The organism is Pseudomonas koreensis, from assembly GCF_036668835.1.
Lineage (GTDB): Bacteria > Pseudomonadota > Gammaproteobacteria > Pseudomonadales > Pseudomonadaceae > Aquipseudomonas > Aquipseudomonas koreensis_I.
Window position 1 is genome coordinate 936,178 of the sequence record NZ_JAZEVW010000001.1, and the last position, 14,443, is coordinate 950,620.

Below are 14,443 nucleotides of genomic sequence, written 5' to 3' on the forward strand. Positions count from 1 at the left end.
AACACCAAAGCTTCCGAGCTTTGGAAACGCGTGAGGAGTGGGCGGTTTTGCATTTGGTTTGCCCGCCAACCCCTAACGCGGCCCGACAGCGCTGTGGTGGTGCGTGTCGGGAGGAACTGGGCGACCCTTGGGTCGCCTTTTTTCTAATGTTTAAGCAGCAACTGCTGGAAACGATGGCGCCGGGAAAAGATCAGGTAGATCGGGTCGTAGTTCGTGTGGCAGAACTTTGCCGCCTGACGCACGCGCAACCGAATGAACACGTTCAGTAGGAACACGACCTGCCTTTATCCATTTCCACACATGGGGCTGCTTAACGTTGCAGCGGCGGGCAAGCTCTGACTGATTGTTGCCGCAAATCGTGATGACCTTTTCCAAGGCCACTCGACACAAGTCGGCATCTGTACTGCAAGAAGTCATTGATCCAGCTCTCCATGTATTTGATCACAGGCCGCAATCTACAACCTTTGTAATAGAGCAGTCAACACCCAATAGTCTAAGACGGGTCACAACCACGGTTGTAGAATCAGAAACATGAAATACTTACCTATCGAACTTCTCCCCACACTTGCAGATCGGCTCAAGTACGCCATGGAACAGCTCAACCTCAGCCAGACTGACGTTGCAAAGCTTTCAGGGTGTTCTCAGGCGACGATCTTCAAGATTGTCGACGGCCAGACGAGGGAAAGTCGCAAAACTGGAGCCATTGCTAGAGGCTTAAATTTGTCTCTGTCATGGCTCGAAAACGGTGATATGCCGGCGACTGTTACACCGATCGTCCGCCACCAAGAGAAACCTGTCGGTCCGCTCGTTCTGGACCCCGTTTCTGCCTGGGACAGCAATACACCGTTGAATGACGACGAGGTCGAAATTCCACTTTTTAAACAGGTCGAGATTTCTGCCGGAGCGGGAAGAACTGCAGTGCAAGCTGAATATGGACGTGTTCTTCGCTTCTCCTTAGCAACCCTACGCCAATGTGGCGTAGACCCGGCAAATGCCTTGTGCGCTCCTGTAACAGGCCGCAGCCAAGAGCCTCTGATCCTTCATGGCGCTACAGTCGGTATAGATAGAGGAATGACGCGAGTCATCGCAGATCATCTCTATGCCATTGAGCAGGACGGCGCACTGAGAATAAAGTTTTTGGAACGCTTGGATGGAGGGGGCCTCAGGCTTATCAGCTACAACCAATCCGAACATCCCGACGAAACTTACACGTTCGAACAATTCGTGGAACAACAGATGAAGGTGTTAGGGCGCGTCTTCTGGTGGTCGACAGTTCGGCCGGTCAACGCCCCGCCCTTGCCAAGAAATCACAACACCTAAAACCAAAGTTGCTGCATGGATCTAACACCTAGGTTATTTTTGCCTCACTCTTACACCACAGAGCGAGGCTTAACCTATGCAAACCAGTGCAACCCTCCACGTCCACCCGGCGTGCGTCAGCAATAAAAAGATGATCGAGCAGCTGCAGTCCGTCACGGGCTGCTTGATCATCATTCACAACAACAAACCAAAGCTTATTGCCAAGCCTCAACCCTCTCCATTTGATCCTAATGGCGGAGGGCACGCGGCATGAGCAAATATCGAATCGACAACCGCACCCTTCAGTTGCTCAAAGCTCAGGTCAACCTGACCGAGACCTTCAATCATGTCTTACGAACCGCTCCCACACGCGAGTGCCTTGCGTTCCGCCTCAAAGTAGAACGGGGCGCAACTGAGACCGCATTCAGTGTCGAGCTGGGGACTGAGCGCCATACGCTGACCCTTCCAAGCGACAAGAAAACTCACCTTAAGCTGGCCGACTTCATTGAAGAGATCGCTAACGGACCGTTCGATCCGAGCAATAGCAGCGCCCCGGTTCATCTCCCGCATGCCAGCCGCGTATACGGCCGCTTTGAAGCCCAAGACAAGCAGCGTGTGCTTGAGCTGGTGTGCGCTGGCGGCATGCTGAGCCTCGACATGGGATTTGATCTCCCGCTGCACGTTGCCATTCACCGAACACATACACGCCGGGGGGCGACCATCATTCTGAGCATCGGGAACAAAAGCCCCAACACCCGATGCTTCACCGTGAGCGACACCGATGCCGAGATTTACCGCATGGTTATCGAGTCCATCAACCATCTCGCGGCCGCAGCAACGCCTGCCGCACATGCGGCATGAGGTGGACGACATGGAACGAACCCTCGCCCAAGCAGCCTCGCAACTCGGTCTCACACGTCCAAAACTGATTGCACTCATGCGGGAGAAAGACCTGCTGAAGGGCAACCTGCCGGCCTACCCAAAAAGGGACAAAGAGTATCTGCGGGTCAAGGACGGCACCTGGTATGACGAAAAGCACGGTTTGCAATACAGCCAGTCGACCCGGGTCAAGCAAGCCGGGATCCGATGGCTGGCTGAAAAACTAGGCATTGACCTACCTGAAATTCCGGCAGATCGCCGTGACGTGGCCTAGGGAATACGCCCGACAGATCATCGCAATGCGGACCCGCGAGGAGCGCAATGCCGCGCTCCTTGAGGTGCCCGAACATCTGCGGGAATTGACCAAACGCCATTGCCTGAACGCCTGGAACCACCCATCCCGATCCAAACGCAAGGAGGCTCAACAGCCACATGAACAATACGAACCAAGCACCACTTCGACTGCTTCCAGCACCTGACAACTGCACCGTAGAGATGCTTCACCGCCTTTTCGGCGACGTGCTCATTCCACTTGAAAAGCTGCGTCTACATTACTTCAAAAACCTCAACGAAAAGACGTTCACTGAAGCGATCAATAGCGGCCGGATTCAGCTTCCCGTAACCACTATCGACGAAAGCGGAAAAGCATTGAGGTATGCCCACATCAAGCACGTTGCTGCCTTGATCGATATCCGCGCCTACAAAGCAGATGAAGAGATGCAACGCCCATTGAATGACAAGCCGGACGCGTAACACCCGCGCCGATCAATTGACAATCCCAATTGGCTGCCACCACCGGCCAAGCGAACCCAGGAGCAAACCAAATGACTGCAATGCAAATCTGCGCACTAATCGCCCTAATCACCCTGGCCGGACTATTAGTCTGGGCCGGCTACTTCATGGGCCGTACCGATGGCATGTCCGTCGGCACGAAACAAAGCGACGACATCCTGCGCGCCGAAAGCGCCAAGACCATTCGCGAGTTAAGGGCATCCCTCGACTTCATCAAGGCCGACCATGCCCACTTAGCGCACTTCAGCAAACGCCTTCAGCAAGCGTTGACGCTCGGCAATCCCGAACGCCAGACGCTGCTCGATATCGCCGAAACACTCCGCATTGCCGCCGATACGTTCGCCGCCTTCCGCACAGGGACGAAACTCGAGCGCGAAACGCGCGCCCTACGCGACGAGGCGCTCGCCATGGCCGAACTACTGAAGCCCGCCGAAATAACAGGACATGCAAAGGTTGAGATGGTGCCTCTGCGTATTCCTCTCAGCACAGACGATGCAGAGAAAGCTGCGGTATTTTTCGAACAAGACATCCAGGCCATTGCCACCACTGCGCAATCGAGAGGTGCGGCATGAGCTGGATCCTCACCCATACCGGCAAGCACTTTGATTTGCTTGAGCCGGACGTCGAAATGATCGATCCGCGAGATATTGCGCACTCGCTGGCGCATTTGTGCCGCTTCAACGGCCACACCCGCGAGTTCTACAGCGTTGCCCAACACAGTTGCATCGTTGCCGAGCTAGTGCCGAAAGAACATAAACTCGCGGCTTTACTTCATGACGCACCCGAGGCGTACCTGGGCGACATGACGCGGCCACTCAAGCAATGGATCAGTGCCTATCAGCACTTCGAGGACTGTATCTGGTGGCGTATTTGTGATCGGTTCGACATAGCCCCAGAACTCCCTATCAGCGTTCACCAGGCCGATCTGATAGCGCTGGCTACCGAACGCCGCGATCTAATGCCAACCGATCCGGCTATCTGGGATTGCTTGGTCGGTGTAAATCCAATGCCCGAAACCATCCGCCCATGGTCTGCCGCAGAAGCACGCTACACCTACCACCAGCGCCTGATGGATCAACTCGCTCTCGAACACCGGAGGAAAGCGGCATGACGCACTCAGAGGACAACACGGATGTGCAGGCCGATTTGCTACGCGCCGACAGTGGGATCGACACGCCTGTAAAAAACAGTCTCTGCTGCGCAGCAGCAGGCAATATTGCTTCTTCCAGCGCCACTGCCGAGGCACTTATACCCTACGAAAAGCTGCGCGGGGCAGCGACACCCAATGCAACGCTAGTCGCTCAAAATCGCCCGCCCGCGCAGCCTGTGGTGGGGTGGAAGCGTTACTCATTGGAGGCCGCATGAGTGAAGTATCGATTGTCCTCTATGCTCCTCCGCCCGCTCTACTCGATGCGTTACGTGACAAAGAATGCTTCGTCACCTCGTCTTACGGAAATTCGATTGAACAACGGGATGCAGCTCATCGACGAGAGCTGACCTTGAAAGAAGAACTTGAACTCCTCACAGCTCTCCACGAAAAAACTCTTGCCCGCGAGGAGGCATTAGAAGGAGCAATTTGCGCTATCAGGGAGCATAAACTTTGCCGCCACCTTTGCTGCAGCAGATCAAAACAGGAGTGCGATAAGTGAGCTTACCTCGATGGGTGATGATCAATCGTGCCTCTGAACTGACCGGCTATAGCGAAGATGCGATACGACACAAAGTCAAGAACGGCACTTGGGCACAAGGTCGTGTTTGGCGCAAAACACCAGACGGCCGAATCGCTATCAACATGACGGAGTACGACAAGTGGGCCGAGAGCGCACCTCAGCAAGCGGCCTAGAAGTGGAGCTGGCAAAACACAAAGGGATCGAGATACACGGCGGAAGCATTCGCGTCGTGTTCATGTGGCGGCGAATTCGCTGCCGCGAAACCCTTGGACTGCCTGTAACCAAGGCCAACATCAAGCACGCCGCCCTGCTCAGGGCGGCAATTCTTCACGAGATCAAAACGGGACATTTCGAATACGGTCGCCATTTTCCAAACTCAAAAAACGCGGCCAACTACACCGCGGTTAAAGACGAGCGGATCGGGGCTTTGATGGAGCGTTACAAGCCACTTAAGGCTGTCGACATAACTCCGATGACCGAAGAGAAATACGGCTACGCATTGGATATTTGCGCCGATCTGCTCGGCTCGGAACGCTTGGCGGGCATCCTATTACCCGAAGATATCCAGCGACTGAGGACTAAACTCATCGCCACTAGGGCGCCCTCGACGGCGAACCATTACCTGGCGACTTTCTCCGGCTTCTTAGCGTGGTGTGAAGACAACAACTATTGCCGTGAAGGATTGGCGGCGGCTTGCGTCCGCTTCACGATGATCGGACGGGAACCTGATCCCCTGACCAAGGCAGAGTTCGACCAATTGATAAATAAGGGTTGTTTACACGTTCAGGATTCGGCTGCAATCACACTCGCCGTTTACACAGGACTGAGGCCAGGGGAGCTATGCGCGCTTGCAGCAGAGGACGTTGACCTCGAATCCGGGCAGCTTCAAATAACCAGGGCGATCACTGCGGATGGAACGTTCAAAGTACCCAAGACGGGAAAGCCTCGGACCGTGCTTTTGATGCCACCAGCTCTCGAAGCGTGCAGAACTCTCATCGGTCTTGTTACCAACCATGAACCGCTACAAATCAAAATCTATATGAATCGGCATGAGAGCCGGACAGAGACGGTTACTCCATTACTGTCACCGAAGACTCAGGCTAGAAAGAGAGTCATCAATCAGTGGTATGTGCCGACGTCATGGAACACAAAATGGGCAGCGATTCAGAGGCGGTCAGAGATACGCCCTCGCCGTCCATACCAAACACGACATACTTACGCCTGTTGGTGCCTAACTGCTCGGGGAAACCTGGCTTTCATTGCGAAACAGATGGGACACAAAGACTTTACCATGTTAGTCGAAGTATATGCCAAATGGATGGACGACGAATCATCAAACGAACTAGATAGGATTTACAGAAATATTTTCAATTCACCTAGCAGCTGAATCGTGCGCGCTTCGGTAGTAACCATACAAATTGTGCAGAGAATAGTTTAGAGCTTCAGTTTGTTTATTCCTCTGCAAAAACACAGCATCCTCTGAAAGACTTTCAATGGCCTCAGCGTTCAGAGTCGAGGCCATTCGAATTCGCATTAGCAACATATCTTTGTCACCGAAACCGTGATAACGCTCTAGGAGTTCCAAGAGGGTTCGCACCCCGTGTATCTCAGACAGTGTCCCGGCAACCCACACCTTATCACTTTCACGACTTGCATTATCAGCAAGCCAGTAATCAACACACCGCTTATCTATGCCTAGAACCTTATCTACCGCCTTTGCCACTAGAGCATAAGCCTCAGCCCGCGTTGCAATACGATTTGAATTCCGATAAACAAAGAACCAACCACCGACTACCAACAAAGGCGAAATTATGCTGATAAACAGAGCCATATTATAAATCCGCCTCTAAAACATAGGACTCGATCTCCATTACATAGTCTGCATTCTTTGTTTCGACCTCCAACTTTCGCAACACGTCTTCGCCGCGCAACTTCTCAACACGTACCAAGCCACCGAAGGCTTCTTCGAGAAAGGAGGACCCATATTCATAACCAGGTGCAACAGAGTCTAACTTGACTACCACCCGATCCACATCTGGATCAGTGAATGGTTCAAGGAGAAATTTCTTTCGGAAAGCCTCACCGTTTCCGGTACCATCATCGGCATATCGACCGAATGGCGCCCTAGAAAAGCTTTTCATATCAACTATAACAGTAGTCATCGTCCTTCACCTGTAAATGCCCACTCTAGAAGAGTACCACCTATGCTATTGGTATGGGCGTATTCTTTCAAGATCTGTCCGCTCTTATAAACCACCTCACCTTTTCCGCTATATACGAGCAAATACTCGGCAGAGGCGTTGCTATCAATCGGACGCTTAATATCGCTAAATCCCTTTCCACGACCCTGCAGATTAAACCTTGTTACACCAGGCTTCATCGCATGCTGAATGCTAGAACAATCACTAACACCACGCTGTATAGATCGCATTGTTTCGGGTATCCCCGCGCCCATATCATATATGATTATGGCCATTTTCCCGGTATTTTTATTTATGCTCGCATACTGCCACCATCGCCCTAACATAAACTCATTGAATCCTGGATCTTGCTTAAATAACTCATAAGCATGGTGCGCAATATTCAAGTATGACTCCTGAATCGCCCCAACAATTCTTTTTGGAAGAGTTCCGAACCCCTGTCTCAAGTGCCCAATCACATCCTCGAACTGACTAGACGGGTCATTGCCCGTTTTATATGGGTTGCTCCAGTCAGACCAAAGACGCTCTAGTTTTTTTTGCCCCCCCGGCTTGATCGCAGACCACAACCCGGTTTGGACAAATTTAGCTTTCACCTCTTTCGAATTTGGCGGCACTATAGAGATGATCCTGTCCGGAAAACGGAACACTCCGAAAGGAAGACAGGATTGACAGCGAGTGATCTTGGCAAAGAGTACTAATGCAGCTGCCGCCGTGATATGTACAACATCGCTAAAGTCGACCTCCACATACACCAGCCGATTGAATACTAGCGTGTCGATTTCATCCAAGAAGGCAAGCGTCTCATCGTGAAATTCCAAGCGATATAAACATAAAACTTCAGGAGCTTTGACCTGGACACGATCCGTCGGCGTGCCAGACCTCCGCTTTATATGCTTGGAATCCTGTACGATGATCACTGAATTTAGTTCCCAAAAGATCCGTTTTAGAGTACCCGAGAGCTTCAATCATGCAGCTTTTGGTCGTATTTAGATAGAGGCAAGCAGCCGCGGACACCCGCGTGATGACACCTGCCGTGATAAGCTCCATGGCATTCCAGCCCACTATTTGGTTGCTGCTTTGGCCAGTGGAAACAACGACAGCTAAAGCCCCCAATTTGCCCCATACACAATACTGAATCACGCCAAACCACTGATGAATAAAGCAATTTCAGATCTATCCTCCCACACCCCGATGATGCAGCAATACTGGCGCCTGAAGAATCAGCACCCGGATCAGCTGATGTTCTACCGCATGGGCGATTTCTACGAGATCTTCTATGAGGACGCGAAGAAGGCCGCCAAGCTGCTCGACATCACTCTGACTGCGCGCGGCCAGTCCGCGGGGCAGGCGATTCCGATGTGCGGCATTCCTTATCACGCCGCGGAAGGCTATCTGGCGAAACTGGTCAAGCTTGGCGAGTCGGTGGTGATCTGCGAGCAGGTCGGCGACCCGGCCACCAGCAAAGGCCCGGTCGAGCGTCAGGTGGTGCGGATCATCACACCGGGAACGGTCAGCGACGAAGCGTTGCTCGATGAGCGTCGCGACAACCTCATCGCGGCGGTGCTGGGTGACGAGCGTCTGTTCGGTCTGGCGGTGCTCGATATCACCAGCGGCAATTTCACCGTGCTGGAGATCAAGGGCTGGGAAAACCTGCTGGCGGAACTGGAGCGGGTGAATCCGGTTGAGCTGCTGATCCCGGATGACTGGCCGAAAGACCTGCCGGCGGAAAAACGCCGTGGCGTGCGCCGTCGTGCGCCGTGGGATTTCGAGCGCGACTCGGCGTTGAAAAGCCTTTGCCAACAGTTTTCCACCCAGGACCTGAAAGGCTTTGGTTGCGAGAACCTGACCCTGGCCATCGGCGCCGCTGGCTGCCTGCTCGCGTACGCCAAAGAGACCCAGCGCACTGCACTGCCCCACCTGCGCAGCCTGCGTCACGAACGCCTGGATGACACGGTGGTACTCGACGGTGCGAGCCGACGTAACCTGGAACTCGACACCAACCTGGCGGGCGGTCGCGACAACACCCTGCAATCGGTGGTTGATCGTTGCCAGACGGCCATGGGCAGCCGTTTGCTGACCCGCTGGCTGAACCGCCCGCTACGCGATCTGACGGTGTTGCTGGCGCGTCAGACCTCAATCACGTGCCTGCTCGATCGCTATCGCTTTGAAAAGCTGCAACCGCAGCTCAAGGAAATCGGTGACATCGAGCGGATTCTCGCGCGGATCGGCCTGCGCAATGCGCGTCCGCGGGACCTTGCACGTCTGCGCGACGCGCTCGGTGCACTGCCGCAATTGCAAGTGGCGATGACCGACCTGGAGGCGCCGCATTTGCAAAATCTGGCCGCCATCACCAGCACCTACCCGGAACTGGCGGCATTGCTGGAGAAAGCCATCATCGACAACCCGCCCGCGGTGATCCGCGACGGCGGCGTGTTGAAAACCGGTTACGACAGTGAACTGGACGAGTTGCAATCGCTGAGCGAAAACGCCGGTCAGTTCCTGATCGATCTTGAGGCCCGGGAAAAAGCCCGCACCGGCCTGGCCAATCTGAAAGTCGGTTACAACCGCATTCACGGCTATTTCATTGAACTGCCGAGCAAGCAGGCCGAGTCGGCGCCGGCGGACTATATTCGCCGCCAGACCTTGAAGGGTGCCGAGCGCTTCATCACCCCGGAGCTGAAAGAGTTTGAAGACAAGGCACTGTCCGCCAAGAGCCGTGCCCTGGCCCGTGAAAAAATGCTCTACGAAGCCCTGCTCGAAGATCTGATCAGCCAGTTGCCGCCGCTGCAGGACACCGCTGGCGCGCTGGCCGAACTGGATGTGCTGAGCAACCTCGCCGAACGTGCACTGAACCTCGACCTGAACTGCCCGCGCTTCGTCAGCGAGCCGTGTATGCGCATTACTCAGGGCCGCCATCCGGTGGTCGAGCAAGTGCTGACGACGCCGTTCGTGGCCAACGACCTGAGCCTGGATGACAACACGCGCATGCTGGTGATCACCGGCCCGAACATGGGCGGTAAATCCACCTACATGCGCCAGACCGCGCTGATCGTGCTGCTCGCGCATATCGGCAGCTTCGTACCGGCGGCCAGTTGCGAATTGTCATTGGTCGACCGCATCTTCACCCGGATCGGCTCCAGCGATGACCTCGCCGGCGGCCGTTCGACTTTCATGGTCGAGATGAGTGAAACCGCCAACATTCTGCACAACGCCACCGAACGCAGCCTGGTGCTGATGGACGAGGTCGGTCGCGGCACCAGCACTTTCGATGGCCTGTCGCTGGCCTGGGCTGCGGCTGAACGTCTGGCGCACCTGCGTGCATATACGCTGTTCGCGACCCACTATTTTGAACTGACCGTGCTGCCAGAGGCCGAACCCTTGGTGGCCAACGTGCATCTCAATGCCACTGAGCACAACGAGCGCATCGTGTTCCTGCACCACGTGCTGCCGGGACCGGCCAGCCAGAGTTATGGCCTCGCCGTGGCGCAACTGGCCGGCGTGCCGAGCGAAGTGATCGTGCGTGCCCGTGAGCATCTGAGTCGTCTGGAAGACACCGCGCTGCCCCATGAGGCGCCGAAACCGGCCGCCAAAGGCAAACCCGCGGCGCCGCAGCAAAGCGATATGTTCGCCAGCCTGCCACACCCGGTGCTGGATGAACTGGCGAAAGTTGACCTGGACGACATGACCCCGCGCCGCGCACTCGAAATGCTCTATGCACTGAAGAACCGGATATAAGCACCGAAGAAGCGGATATAACGCAAATCGCTTCAAGCTGTTAGAATCTCGCGCGGTTCGGGATGCTGCTGGCTCATAGCCTGGCCAGCAGGTATCGCTCCCGAACCTGGCGACCCCAACCGTGAAGGGGCAACGCTGCCGCCGCCTGAGGAGAAAATTAGAAATGACCTTCGTCGTCACCGACAACTGCATCAAGTGCAAGTACACCGACTGCGTAGAAGTGTGTCCGGTGGACTGCTTTTACGAAGGCCCGAACTTCCTGGTGATTCACCCGGACGAGTGCATCGACTGCGCACTGTGCGAACCAGAATGCCCTGCTGTGGCCATCTTCTCGGAAGATGAAATCCCTGCCGGCATGGAAAACTTCATTCAGCTGAACGTTGAGCTGGCTGAAATCTGGCCGAATATCACCGAGAAGAAAGAATCGTTGCCTGACGCTGAAGAGTGGGACGGCAAGAAAAACAAGATCGAATTCCTCGAACGCTGATCTGCCCCGCGCTCGAAAGAAAAGGCCCCTCGCGGGCCTTTTTGCTTTTCTGCAGGCAAAAAAAGGGGCGGTATGACCCGCCCACATTTTTTCCCTATTCCCTGTATTCCTTTTCATCGTCCTGATGAATCACGTCCTGCGATGTCCTTTCCCCTCCTCCTTGAAGGGCGTGTCTGTCCGTCGACACAGTTCAGATACTAGAGAATTCCCCGGCAAGAGCAATCGGCACGGAGACCGCAAAAGCACTGTAATAAGCGCTTCACATTAAAAAATAAATTTATAAATCAACAGGTTAAATAAAACCACCGAGGCTGATCGACGTCTGCCGTCTTGTAAAAATAGTGAACACTTACAAAAGAGTAAGCCAAGGCTTACAGCGCGAGACTACAAACGATGGAATTGCCAACCGTACGTCCGGCAATGAACAGGGATGCAAGGGATAGCCAACAAATTCAGGCCAACAAAAAACCCCGAACCAGTCGGGGCTTCTTGCGGGCGGTCGTGCAGGCGCTTATTGAAACAGCGACTCGCTCGACAGGCCATTCTTCTCAAGAATTTCACGCAGACGTTTGAGGCCTTCCACCTGGATCTGCCGCACCCGCTCCCGGGTCAGACCGATTTCCAGGCCTACGTCCTCCAGCGTACTGCTTTCATGACCGCGCAGGCCGAAGCGACGTACCACCACTTCGCGCTGCTTGTCGGTCAGTTCCGACAGCCACTGGTCGATGCTCTGCGACAGGTCGTCATCCTGCAGCAGTTCGCACGGATCGGTTGGACGATCGTCGGTGAGGGTGTCCAGCAGGGTTTTATCCGAATCCGGACCCAGCGAGACGTCGACCGAAGAAACCCGCTCGTTCAGGCCGAGCATGCGCTTGACTTCGCCCACCGGTTTTTCCAGCAGGTTGGCGATTTCTTCGGGTGAAGGTTCGTGGTCGAGTTTTTGCGTCAGCTCCCGTGCAGCCCGCAGGTACACGTTGAGTTCCTTGACCACATGGATCGGCAGTCGGATGGTCCGGGTCTGATTCATGATCGCGCGTTCGATGGTCTGACGAATCCACCAGGTCGCGTAGGTCGAGAAGCGGAAGCCGCGCTCGGGATCGAACTTTTCCACCGCCCGGATCAGTCCGAGGTTGCCCTCTTCGATCAGATCCAGCAGCGATAGCCCCCGATTGACGTAACGCCGGGCGATTTTGACCACCAGCCGCAGGTTACTTTCGATCATGCGCTTGCGCCCGGCGGGATCGCCACTTTGCGACAAGCGCGCAAAATGAACTTCTTCTTCCGGGGAGAGCAGAGGGGAAAAGCCGATTTCGTTGAGGTACAACTGCGTGGCATCAAGTGCACGCGTGTAATCGATGTACTTATGTTGTTTGAGTGTAGCGGAGTGTTTGGATCTGGAACGAACGGAAGGTGGAGCAGCCCCTTCATCATTCGACATCGAATCCGAATCGATGCCGGTCTCCATAAGGAGAACCTCATCGTCGATGTCAAACTCCGGCACTTCTTTACTGAGAGCCATTGTTATAGTCCTTTGGTGAGTTCGACCCCAAGCTCAAGCGACGCCTTTATCCTTGGCAACGCTGGAGCCTGTCCCCTCTACGCGACGGAACAGGCTGGCTTACACATCAACGTCTGGGCAGGAACTGCAGTGGATCTACAGGTTTACCTTGGCGGCGAATCTCAAAATGCAGTTTCACCCGGTCTGTACCCGTTGACCCCATTTCGGCAATTGTCTGTCCGACCTTGACCTGCTGCCCCTCCCGAACCAACAGCCTGCGGTTATGTCCGTAGGCACTGACGTAGGTTTCGCTGTGTTTGATGATGACTAATTCGCCGTAGCCCCTTAAGCCACTCCCGGCGTAAACCACCGTCCCATCAGACGCAGCTAAAACAGGCTGTCCCAAATCCCCGGCGATATCAATGCCTTTATTCAAACTACCGTTTGAAGAGAATTTTCCAATCAGAACGCCATTAGATGGCCATCCCCAGCCGGTCGGGGCCGGGCCGGCCGGAGGCAGTGGCACAGGTGCTGGCTTGCTTGCGACGGACGGTGCAACGCCAGTAGATCCGCGGGTTGTAGTGGTGGTGGTGCCATTTGCCTGGCGTCGGATAACTGTGGTTTTGCTCGACGAGGAAGGTGACGAACTACTGCTGCTGACCACCGCGGTCGGCGTTGAACCGCTACGGCCGTCGAAGCGAATCGTCTGACCCGGATGGATCGTATACGGCGTAGGAATATTGTTCCGGGCGGCTAGGGTTTTGTAGTCCCAGCCGTAGCGAAAGGCGATCGAAAACAAGGTGTCCCCAGGACGGACTACATACTGCCCGGTCGTCACGGTAGGACGTTGCGCAACGGCATTGTTGCGATCGACCACCCGGACATTGCTCGATTTGGTGCTGGAGCAACCGACCAGCAAAGTACTCAAGACAAGGCCAGTCACCAGGCGCTGAAAGCTCGTGTTACCCATACGCTGCGCTATGACTGTGAGACTCACCCGCCGCTCCTTTGTGGTGGCTGAAAAATGTACAAGTGCCGCGTCCCGGCCCAGGTTGTTGCAAGTATAACGGGCCGGATCGGCTTTACCTTTATTGAAGCGAAATCGCCGCACGCACACGTTTGCCACTGGCAACTCGCTGCGTTTAATTGTTCGCTGCCGGTGTAAGACACAGGCGAACGAAAGGAATTCAGCACGCCTTTATAAATGCTCAGGCGAGTGGCCCGTTGAGCAATGGCACGAAACGCACAGCACCGAGAACGTGCCGCGAAAATCCGTTTTCCTCGCGCACGATCAGCATCAGTTGCTGCACTTCGCCCGAACCCACCGGGATCACCATGCGGCCACCCGGCGCCAGTTGATCGAGCAAGGCTTGCGGTACGTCGGTGGCCACGGCGGTGACAATAATGCCGTTATACGGTGCCAGTGCCGGCCAGCCTTCCCAGCCATCGCCCCAGCGAAACACCACGTTGCGCAGGTTCAGTTCGACCAGTCGCTCCTTGGCGCGATCCTGCAGGACCTTGATGCGCTCGACCGAGAAAACGCGCTCGACCAGTTGCGACAATACTGCGGTCTGGTAACCGGAACCGGTGCCGATCTCCAGCACTTTATCCAGCGGGCCCGCCTCAAGCAGCAGCTCGCTCATGCGCGCCACCATATAAGGCTGGGAAATCGTCTGGTTGTTGCCGATCGGCAGCGCCGTGTCTTCGTAGGCACGATGGGCCAGCGCTTCGTCGACGAACAAGTGACGCGGTGTCCGGCGAATGACTTCGAGCACCTTGGCGTTCGACACGCCTTCTTCATACAGGCGCTGGATCAGCCGCTCGCGAGTGCGCTGGGACGTCATACCGATGCCGCTGCGCAGTCGGTCTTCATGTTCGCGGG

18 protein-coding genes are annotated in these 14,443 nt (G+C 55.2%); 11 read left to right on the top strand and 7 right to left on the bottom strand.

The genetic code is table 11. The features are described from left to right. Positions 1–150: 150 nt before the first annotated feature. On the bottom strand, positions 151–417 hold the full coding sequence (locus tag V6F91_RS04250; protein WP_332762582.1) for a transcriptional regulator: 267 nt from the start codon (positions 415–417) through the stop codon (positions 151–153). A gap of 114 nt (positions 418–531) precedes the next feature. On the opposite strand from V6F91_RS04250, the gene V6F91_RS04255 reads away from it, so the two are divergent. From V6F91_RS04255 to V6F91_RS04295, 9 genes are all read left to right on the top strand, one after another. Continuing rightward, positions 532–1,320, top strand: a complete 789-nt coding sequence (locus tag V6F91_RS04255; protein WP_332762584.1) for an XRE family transcriptional regulator — start codon at positions 532–534, stop codon at positions 1,318–1,320. 249 nt (positions 1,321–1,569) lie between these two features. Further along, positions 1,570–2,160: a hypothetical protein gene (locus V6F91_RS04260; RefSeq protein WP_332762586.1), complete on the top strand. Its 591-nt coding sequence runs from the start codon at positions 1,570–1,572 to the stop codon at positions 2,158–2,160. Positions 2,161–2,170: 10 nt separating this feature from the next. Further along, entirely contained in the window at positions 2,171–2,452 is a 282-nt protein-coding gene (locus tag V6F91_RS04265) for a phage antirepressor KilAC domain-containing protein (protein ID WP_332762588.1), read from the top strand. Between the two features lie 158 nt (positions 2,453–2,610). After that, positions 2,611–2,931, top strand: a complete 321-nt coding sequence (locus V6F91_RS04270; protein WP_332762590.1) for a pyocin activator PrtN family protein — start codon at positions 2,611–2,613, stop codon at positions 2,929–2,931. A 71-nt stretch (positions 2,932–3,002) separates the two neighbouring features. After that, positions 3,003–3,542 carry a hypothetical protein gene (locus tag V6F91_RS04275; protein ID WP_332762592.1) on the top strand — a complete coding sequence of 180 codons (540 nt, stop codon included), beginning with the start codon at positions 3,003–3,005 and terminating at the stop codon, positions 3,540–3,542. After that, positions 3,539–4,081, top strand: coding sequence for a phosphohydrolase (locus tag V6F91_RS04280; RefSeq protein ID WP_332762594.1), 543 nt, complete (start codon positions 3,539–3,541; stop codon positions 4,079–4,081). The genes V6F91_RS04275 and V6F91_RS04280 overlap by 4 nt, the downstream gene beginning before the upstream one ends. Beyond that, the gene (locus tag V6F91_RS04285; RefSeq protein ID WP_332762596.1) at positions 4,078–4,335 is read left to right on the top strand and encodes a hypothetical protein; all 258 of its coding nucleotides are present in this window, start codon (positions 4,078–4,080) and stop codon (positions 4,333–4,335) included. Before V6F91_RS04280 ends, V6F91_RS04285 begins: the two co-directional genes overlap by 4 nt. Beyond that, the gene (locus V6F91_RS04290; RefSeq protein ID WP_332762598.1) at positions 4,332–4,619 is read left to right on the top strand and encodes a hypothetical protein; all 288 of its coding nucleotides are present in this window, start codon (positions 4,332–4,334) and stop codon (positions 4,617–4,619) included. The genes V6F91_RS04285 and V6F91_RS04290 overlap by 4 nt, the downstream gene beginning before the upstream one ends. Positions 4,620–4,779: 160 nt before the next feature. Beyond that, positions 4,780–6,027, top strand: a complete 1,248-nt coding sequence (locus V6F91_RS04295; RefSeq protein ID WP_332762600.1) for a site-specific integrase — start codon at positions 4,780–4,782, stop codon at positions 6,025–6,027. Here V6F91_RS04295 and V6F91_RS04300 read toward each other — a convergent pair. Genes V6F91_RS04300 through V6F91_RS04310 form a run of 3 tightly spaced genes read right to left on the bottom strand, consistent with a single transcriptional unit; the run spans position 6,013 to position 7,758 of the window. After that, positions 6,013–6,471 carry a hypothetical protein gene (locus V6F91_RS04300; RefSeq protein WP_332762602.1) on the bottom strand — a complete coding sequence of 153 codons (459 nt, stop codon included), beginning with the start codon at positions 6,469–6,471 and terminating at the stop codon, positions 6,013–6,015. The genes V6F91_RS04295 and V6F91_RS04300 overlap by 15 nt on opposite strands. 1 nt (position 6,472) lies before the next feature. Continuing rightward, positions 6,473–6,802 (bottom strand): STAS-like domain-containing protein, encoded by a 330-nt coding sequence (locus V6F91_RS04305; protein WP_332762604.1) that lies wholly within the window; start codon positions 6,800–6,802, stop codon positions 6,473–6,475. Next, a complete protein-coding gene (locus V6F91_RS04310; protein ID WP_332762606.1) occupies positions 6,799–7,758 on the bottom strand; it encodes a hypothetical protein in 960 nt (319 codons plus the stop codon). Before V6F91_RS04310 ends, V6F91_RS04305 begins: the two co-directional genes overlap by 4 nt. 247 nt (positions 7,759–8,005) lie before the next feature. Between V6F91_RS04310 and mutS the strand changes: the two genes are divergently transcribed. Both mutS and fdxA read left to right on the top strand, forming a co-directional pair. After that, positions 8,006–10,576 carry a DNA mismatch repair protein MutS gene (gene mutS, locus V6F91_RS04315; RefSeq protein WP_332762870.1) on the top strand — a complete coding sequence of 857 codons (2,571 nt, stop codon included), beginning with the start codon at positions 8,006–8,008 and terminating at the stop codon, positions 10,574–10,576. Positions 10,577–10,739: 163 nt separating this feature from the next. Then, entirely contained in the window at positions 10,740–11,063 is a 324-nt protein-coding gene (gene fdxA / locus V6F91_RS04320) for a ferredoxin FdxA (protein WP_332762608.1), read from the top strand. A 511-nt stretch (positions 11,064–11,574) separates the two neighbouring features. Here fdxA and rpoS read toward each other — a convergent pair. From rpoS to V6F91_RS04335, 3 genes are all read right to left on the bottom strand, one after another. Further along, positions 11,575–12,582 carry an RNA polymerase sigma factor RpoS gene (rpoS, locus tag V6F91_RS04325; RefSeq protein WP_090282024.1) on the bottom strand — a complete coding sequence of 336 codons (1,008 nt, stop codon included), beginning with the start codon at positions 12,580–12,582 and terminating at the stop codon, positions 11,575–11,577. A 106-nt stretch (positions 12,583–12,688) separates the two neighbouring features. Further along, the gene (locus tag V6F91_RS04330) at positions 12,689–13,558 is read right to left on the bottom strand and encodes a peptidoglycan DD-metalloendopeptidase family protein (RefSeq protein ID WP_332762612.1); all 870 of its coding nucleotides are present in this window, start codon (positions 13,556–13,558) and stop codon (positions 12,689–12,691) included. Positions 13,559–13,769: 211 nt separating this feature from the next. Then, a complete protein-coding gene (locus V6F91_RS04335) occupies positions 13,770–14,405 on the bottom strand; it encodes a protein-L-isoaspartate(D-aspartate) O-methyltransferase (RefSeq protein ID WP_172828219.1) in 636 nt (211 codons plus the stop codon). Positions 14,406–14,443: the final 38 nt, after the last annotated feature.

Excerpts from the sequence above, each read along its gene's own strand:
- rpoS (WP_090282024.1), bottom strand. The coding sequence starts at position 12,582 with ATGGCTCTCAGTAAAGAAGTGCCGGAGTTTGACATCGACGATGAGGTT.
- V6F91_RS04255 (WP_332762584.1), top strand. The coding sequence starts at position 532 with ATGAAATACTTACCTATCGAACTTCTCCCCACACTTGCAGATCGGCTC.
- fdxA (WP_332762608.1), top strand. The coding sequence starts at position 10,740 with ATGACCTTCGTCGTCACCGACAACTGCATCAAGTGCAAGTACACCGAC.
- V6F91_RS04300 (WP_332762602.1), bottom strand. The coding sequence starts at position 6,471 with ATGGCTCTGTTTATCAGCATAATTTCGCCTTTGTTGGTAGTCGGTGGT.
- V6F91_RS04290 (WP_332762598.1), top strand. The coding sequence starts at position 4,332 with ATGAGTGAAGTATCGATTGTCCTCTATGCTCCTCCGCCCGCTCTACTC.
- V6F91_RS04285 (WP_332762596.1), top strand. The coding sequence starts at position 4,078 with ATGACGCACTCAGAGGACAACACGGATGTGCAGGCCGATTTGCTACGC.
- V6F91_RS04335 (WP_172828219.1), bottom strand. The coding sequence starts at position 14,405 with ATGACGTCCCAGCGCACTCGCGAGCGGCTGATCCAGCGCCTGTATGAA.
- V6F91_RS04275 (WP_332762592.1), top strand. The coding sequence starts at position 3,003 with ATGACTGCAATGCAAATCTGCGCACTAATCGCCCTAATCACCCTGGCC.
- V6F91_RS04260 (WP_332762586.1), top strand. The coding sequence starts at position 1,570 with ATGAGCAAATATCGAATCGACAACCGCACCCTTCAGTTGCTCAAAGCT.
- V6F91_RS04305 (WP_332762604.1), bottom strand. The coding sequence starts at position 6,802 with ATGACTACTGTTATAGTTGATATGAAAAGCTTTTCTAGGGCGCCATTC.
- V6F91_RS04265 (WP_332762588.1), top strand. The coding sequence starts at position 2,171 with ATGGAACGAACCCTCGCCCAAGCAGCCTCGCAACTCGGTCTCACACGT.
- V6F91_RS04280 (WP_332762594.1), top strand. The coding sequence starts at position 3,539 with ATGAGCTGGATCCTCACCCATACCGGCAAGCACTTTGATTTGCTTGAG.
- V6F91_RS04250 (WP_332762582.1), bottom strand. The coding sequence starts at position 417 with ATGACTTCTTGCAGTACAGATGCCGACTTGTGTCGAGTGGCCTTGGAA.
- V6F91_RS04270 (WP_332762590.1), top strand. The coding sequence starts at position 2,611 with ATGAACAATACGAACCAAGCACCACTTCGACTGCTTCCAGCACCTGAC.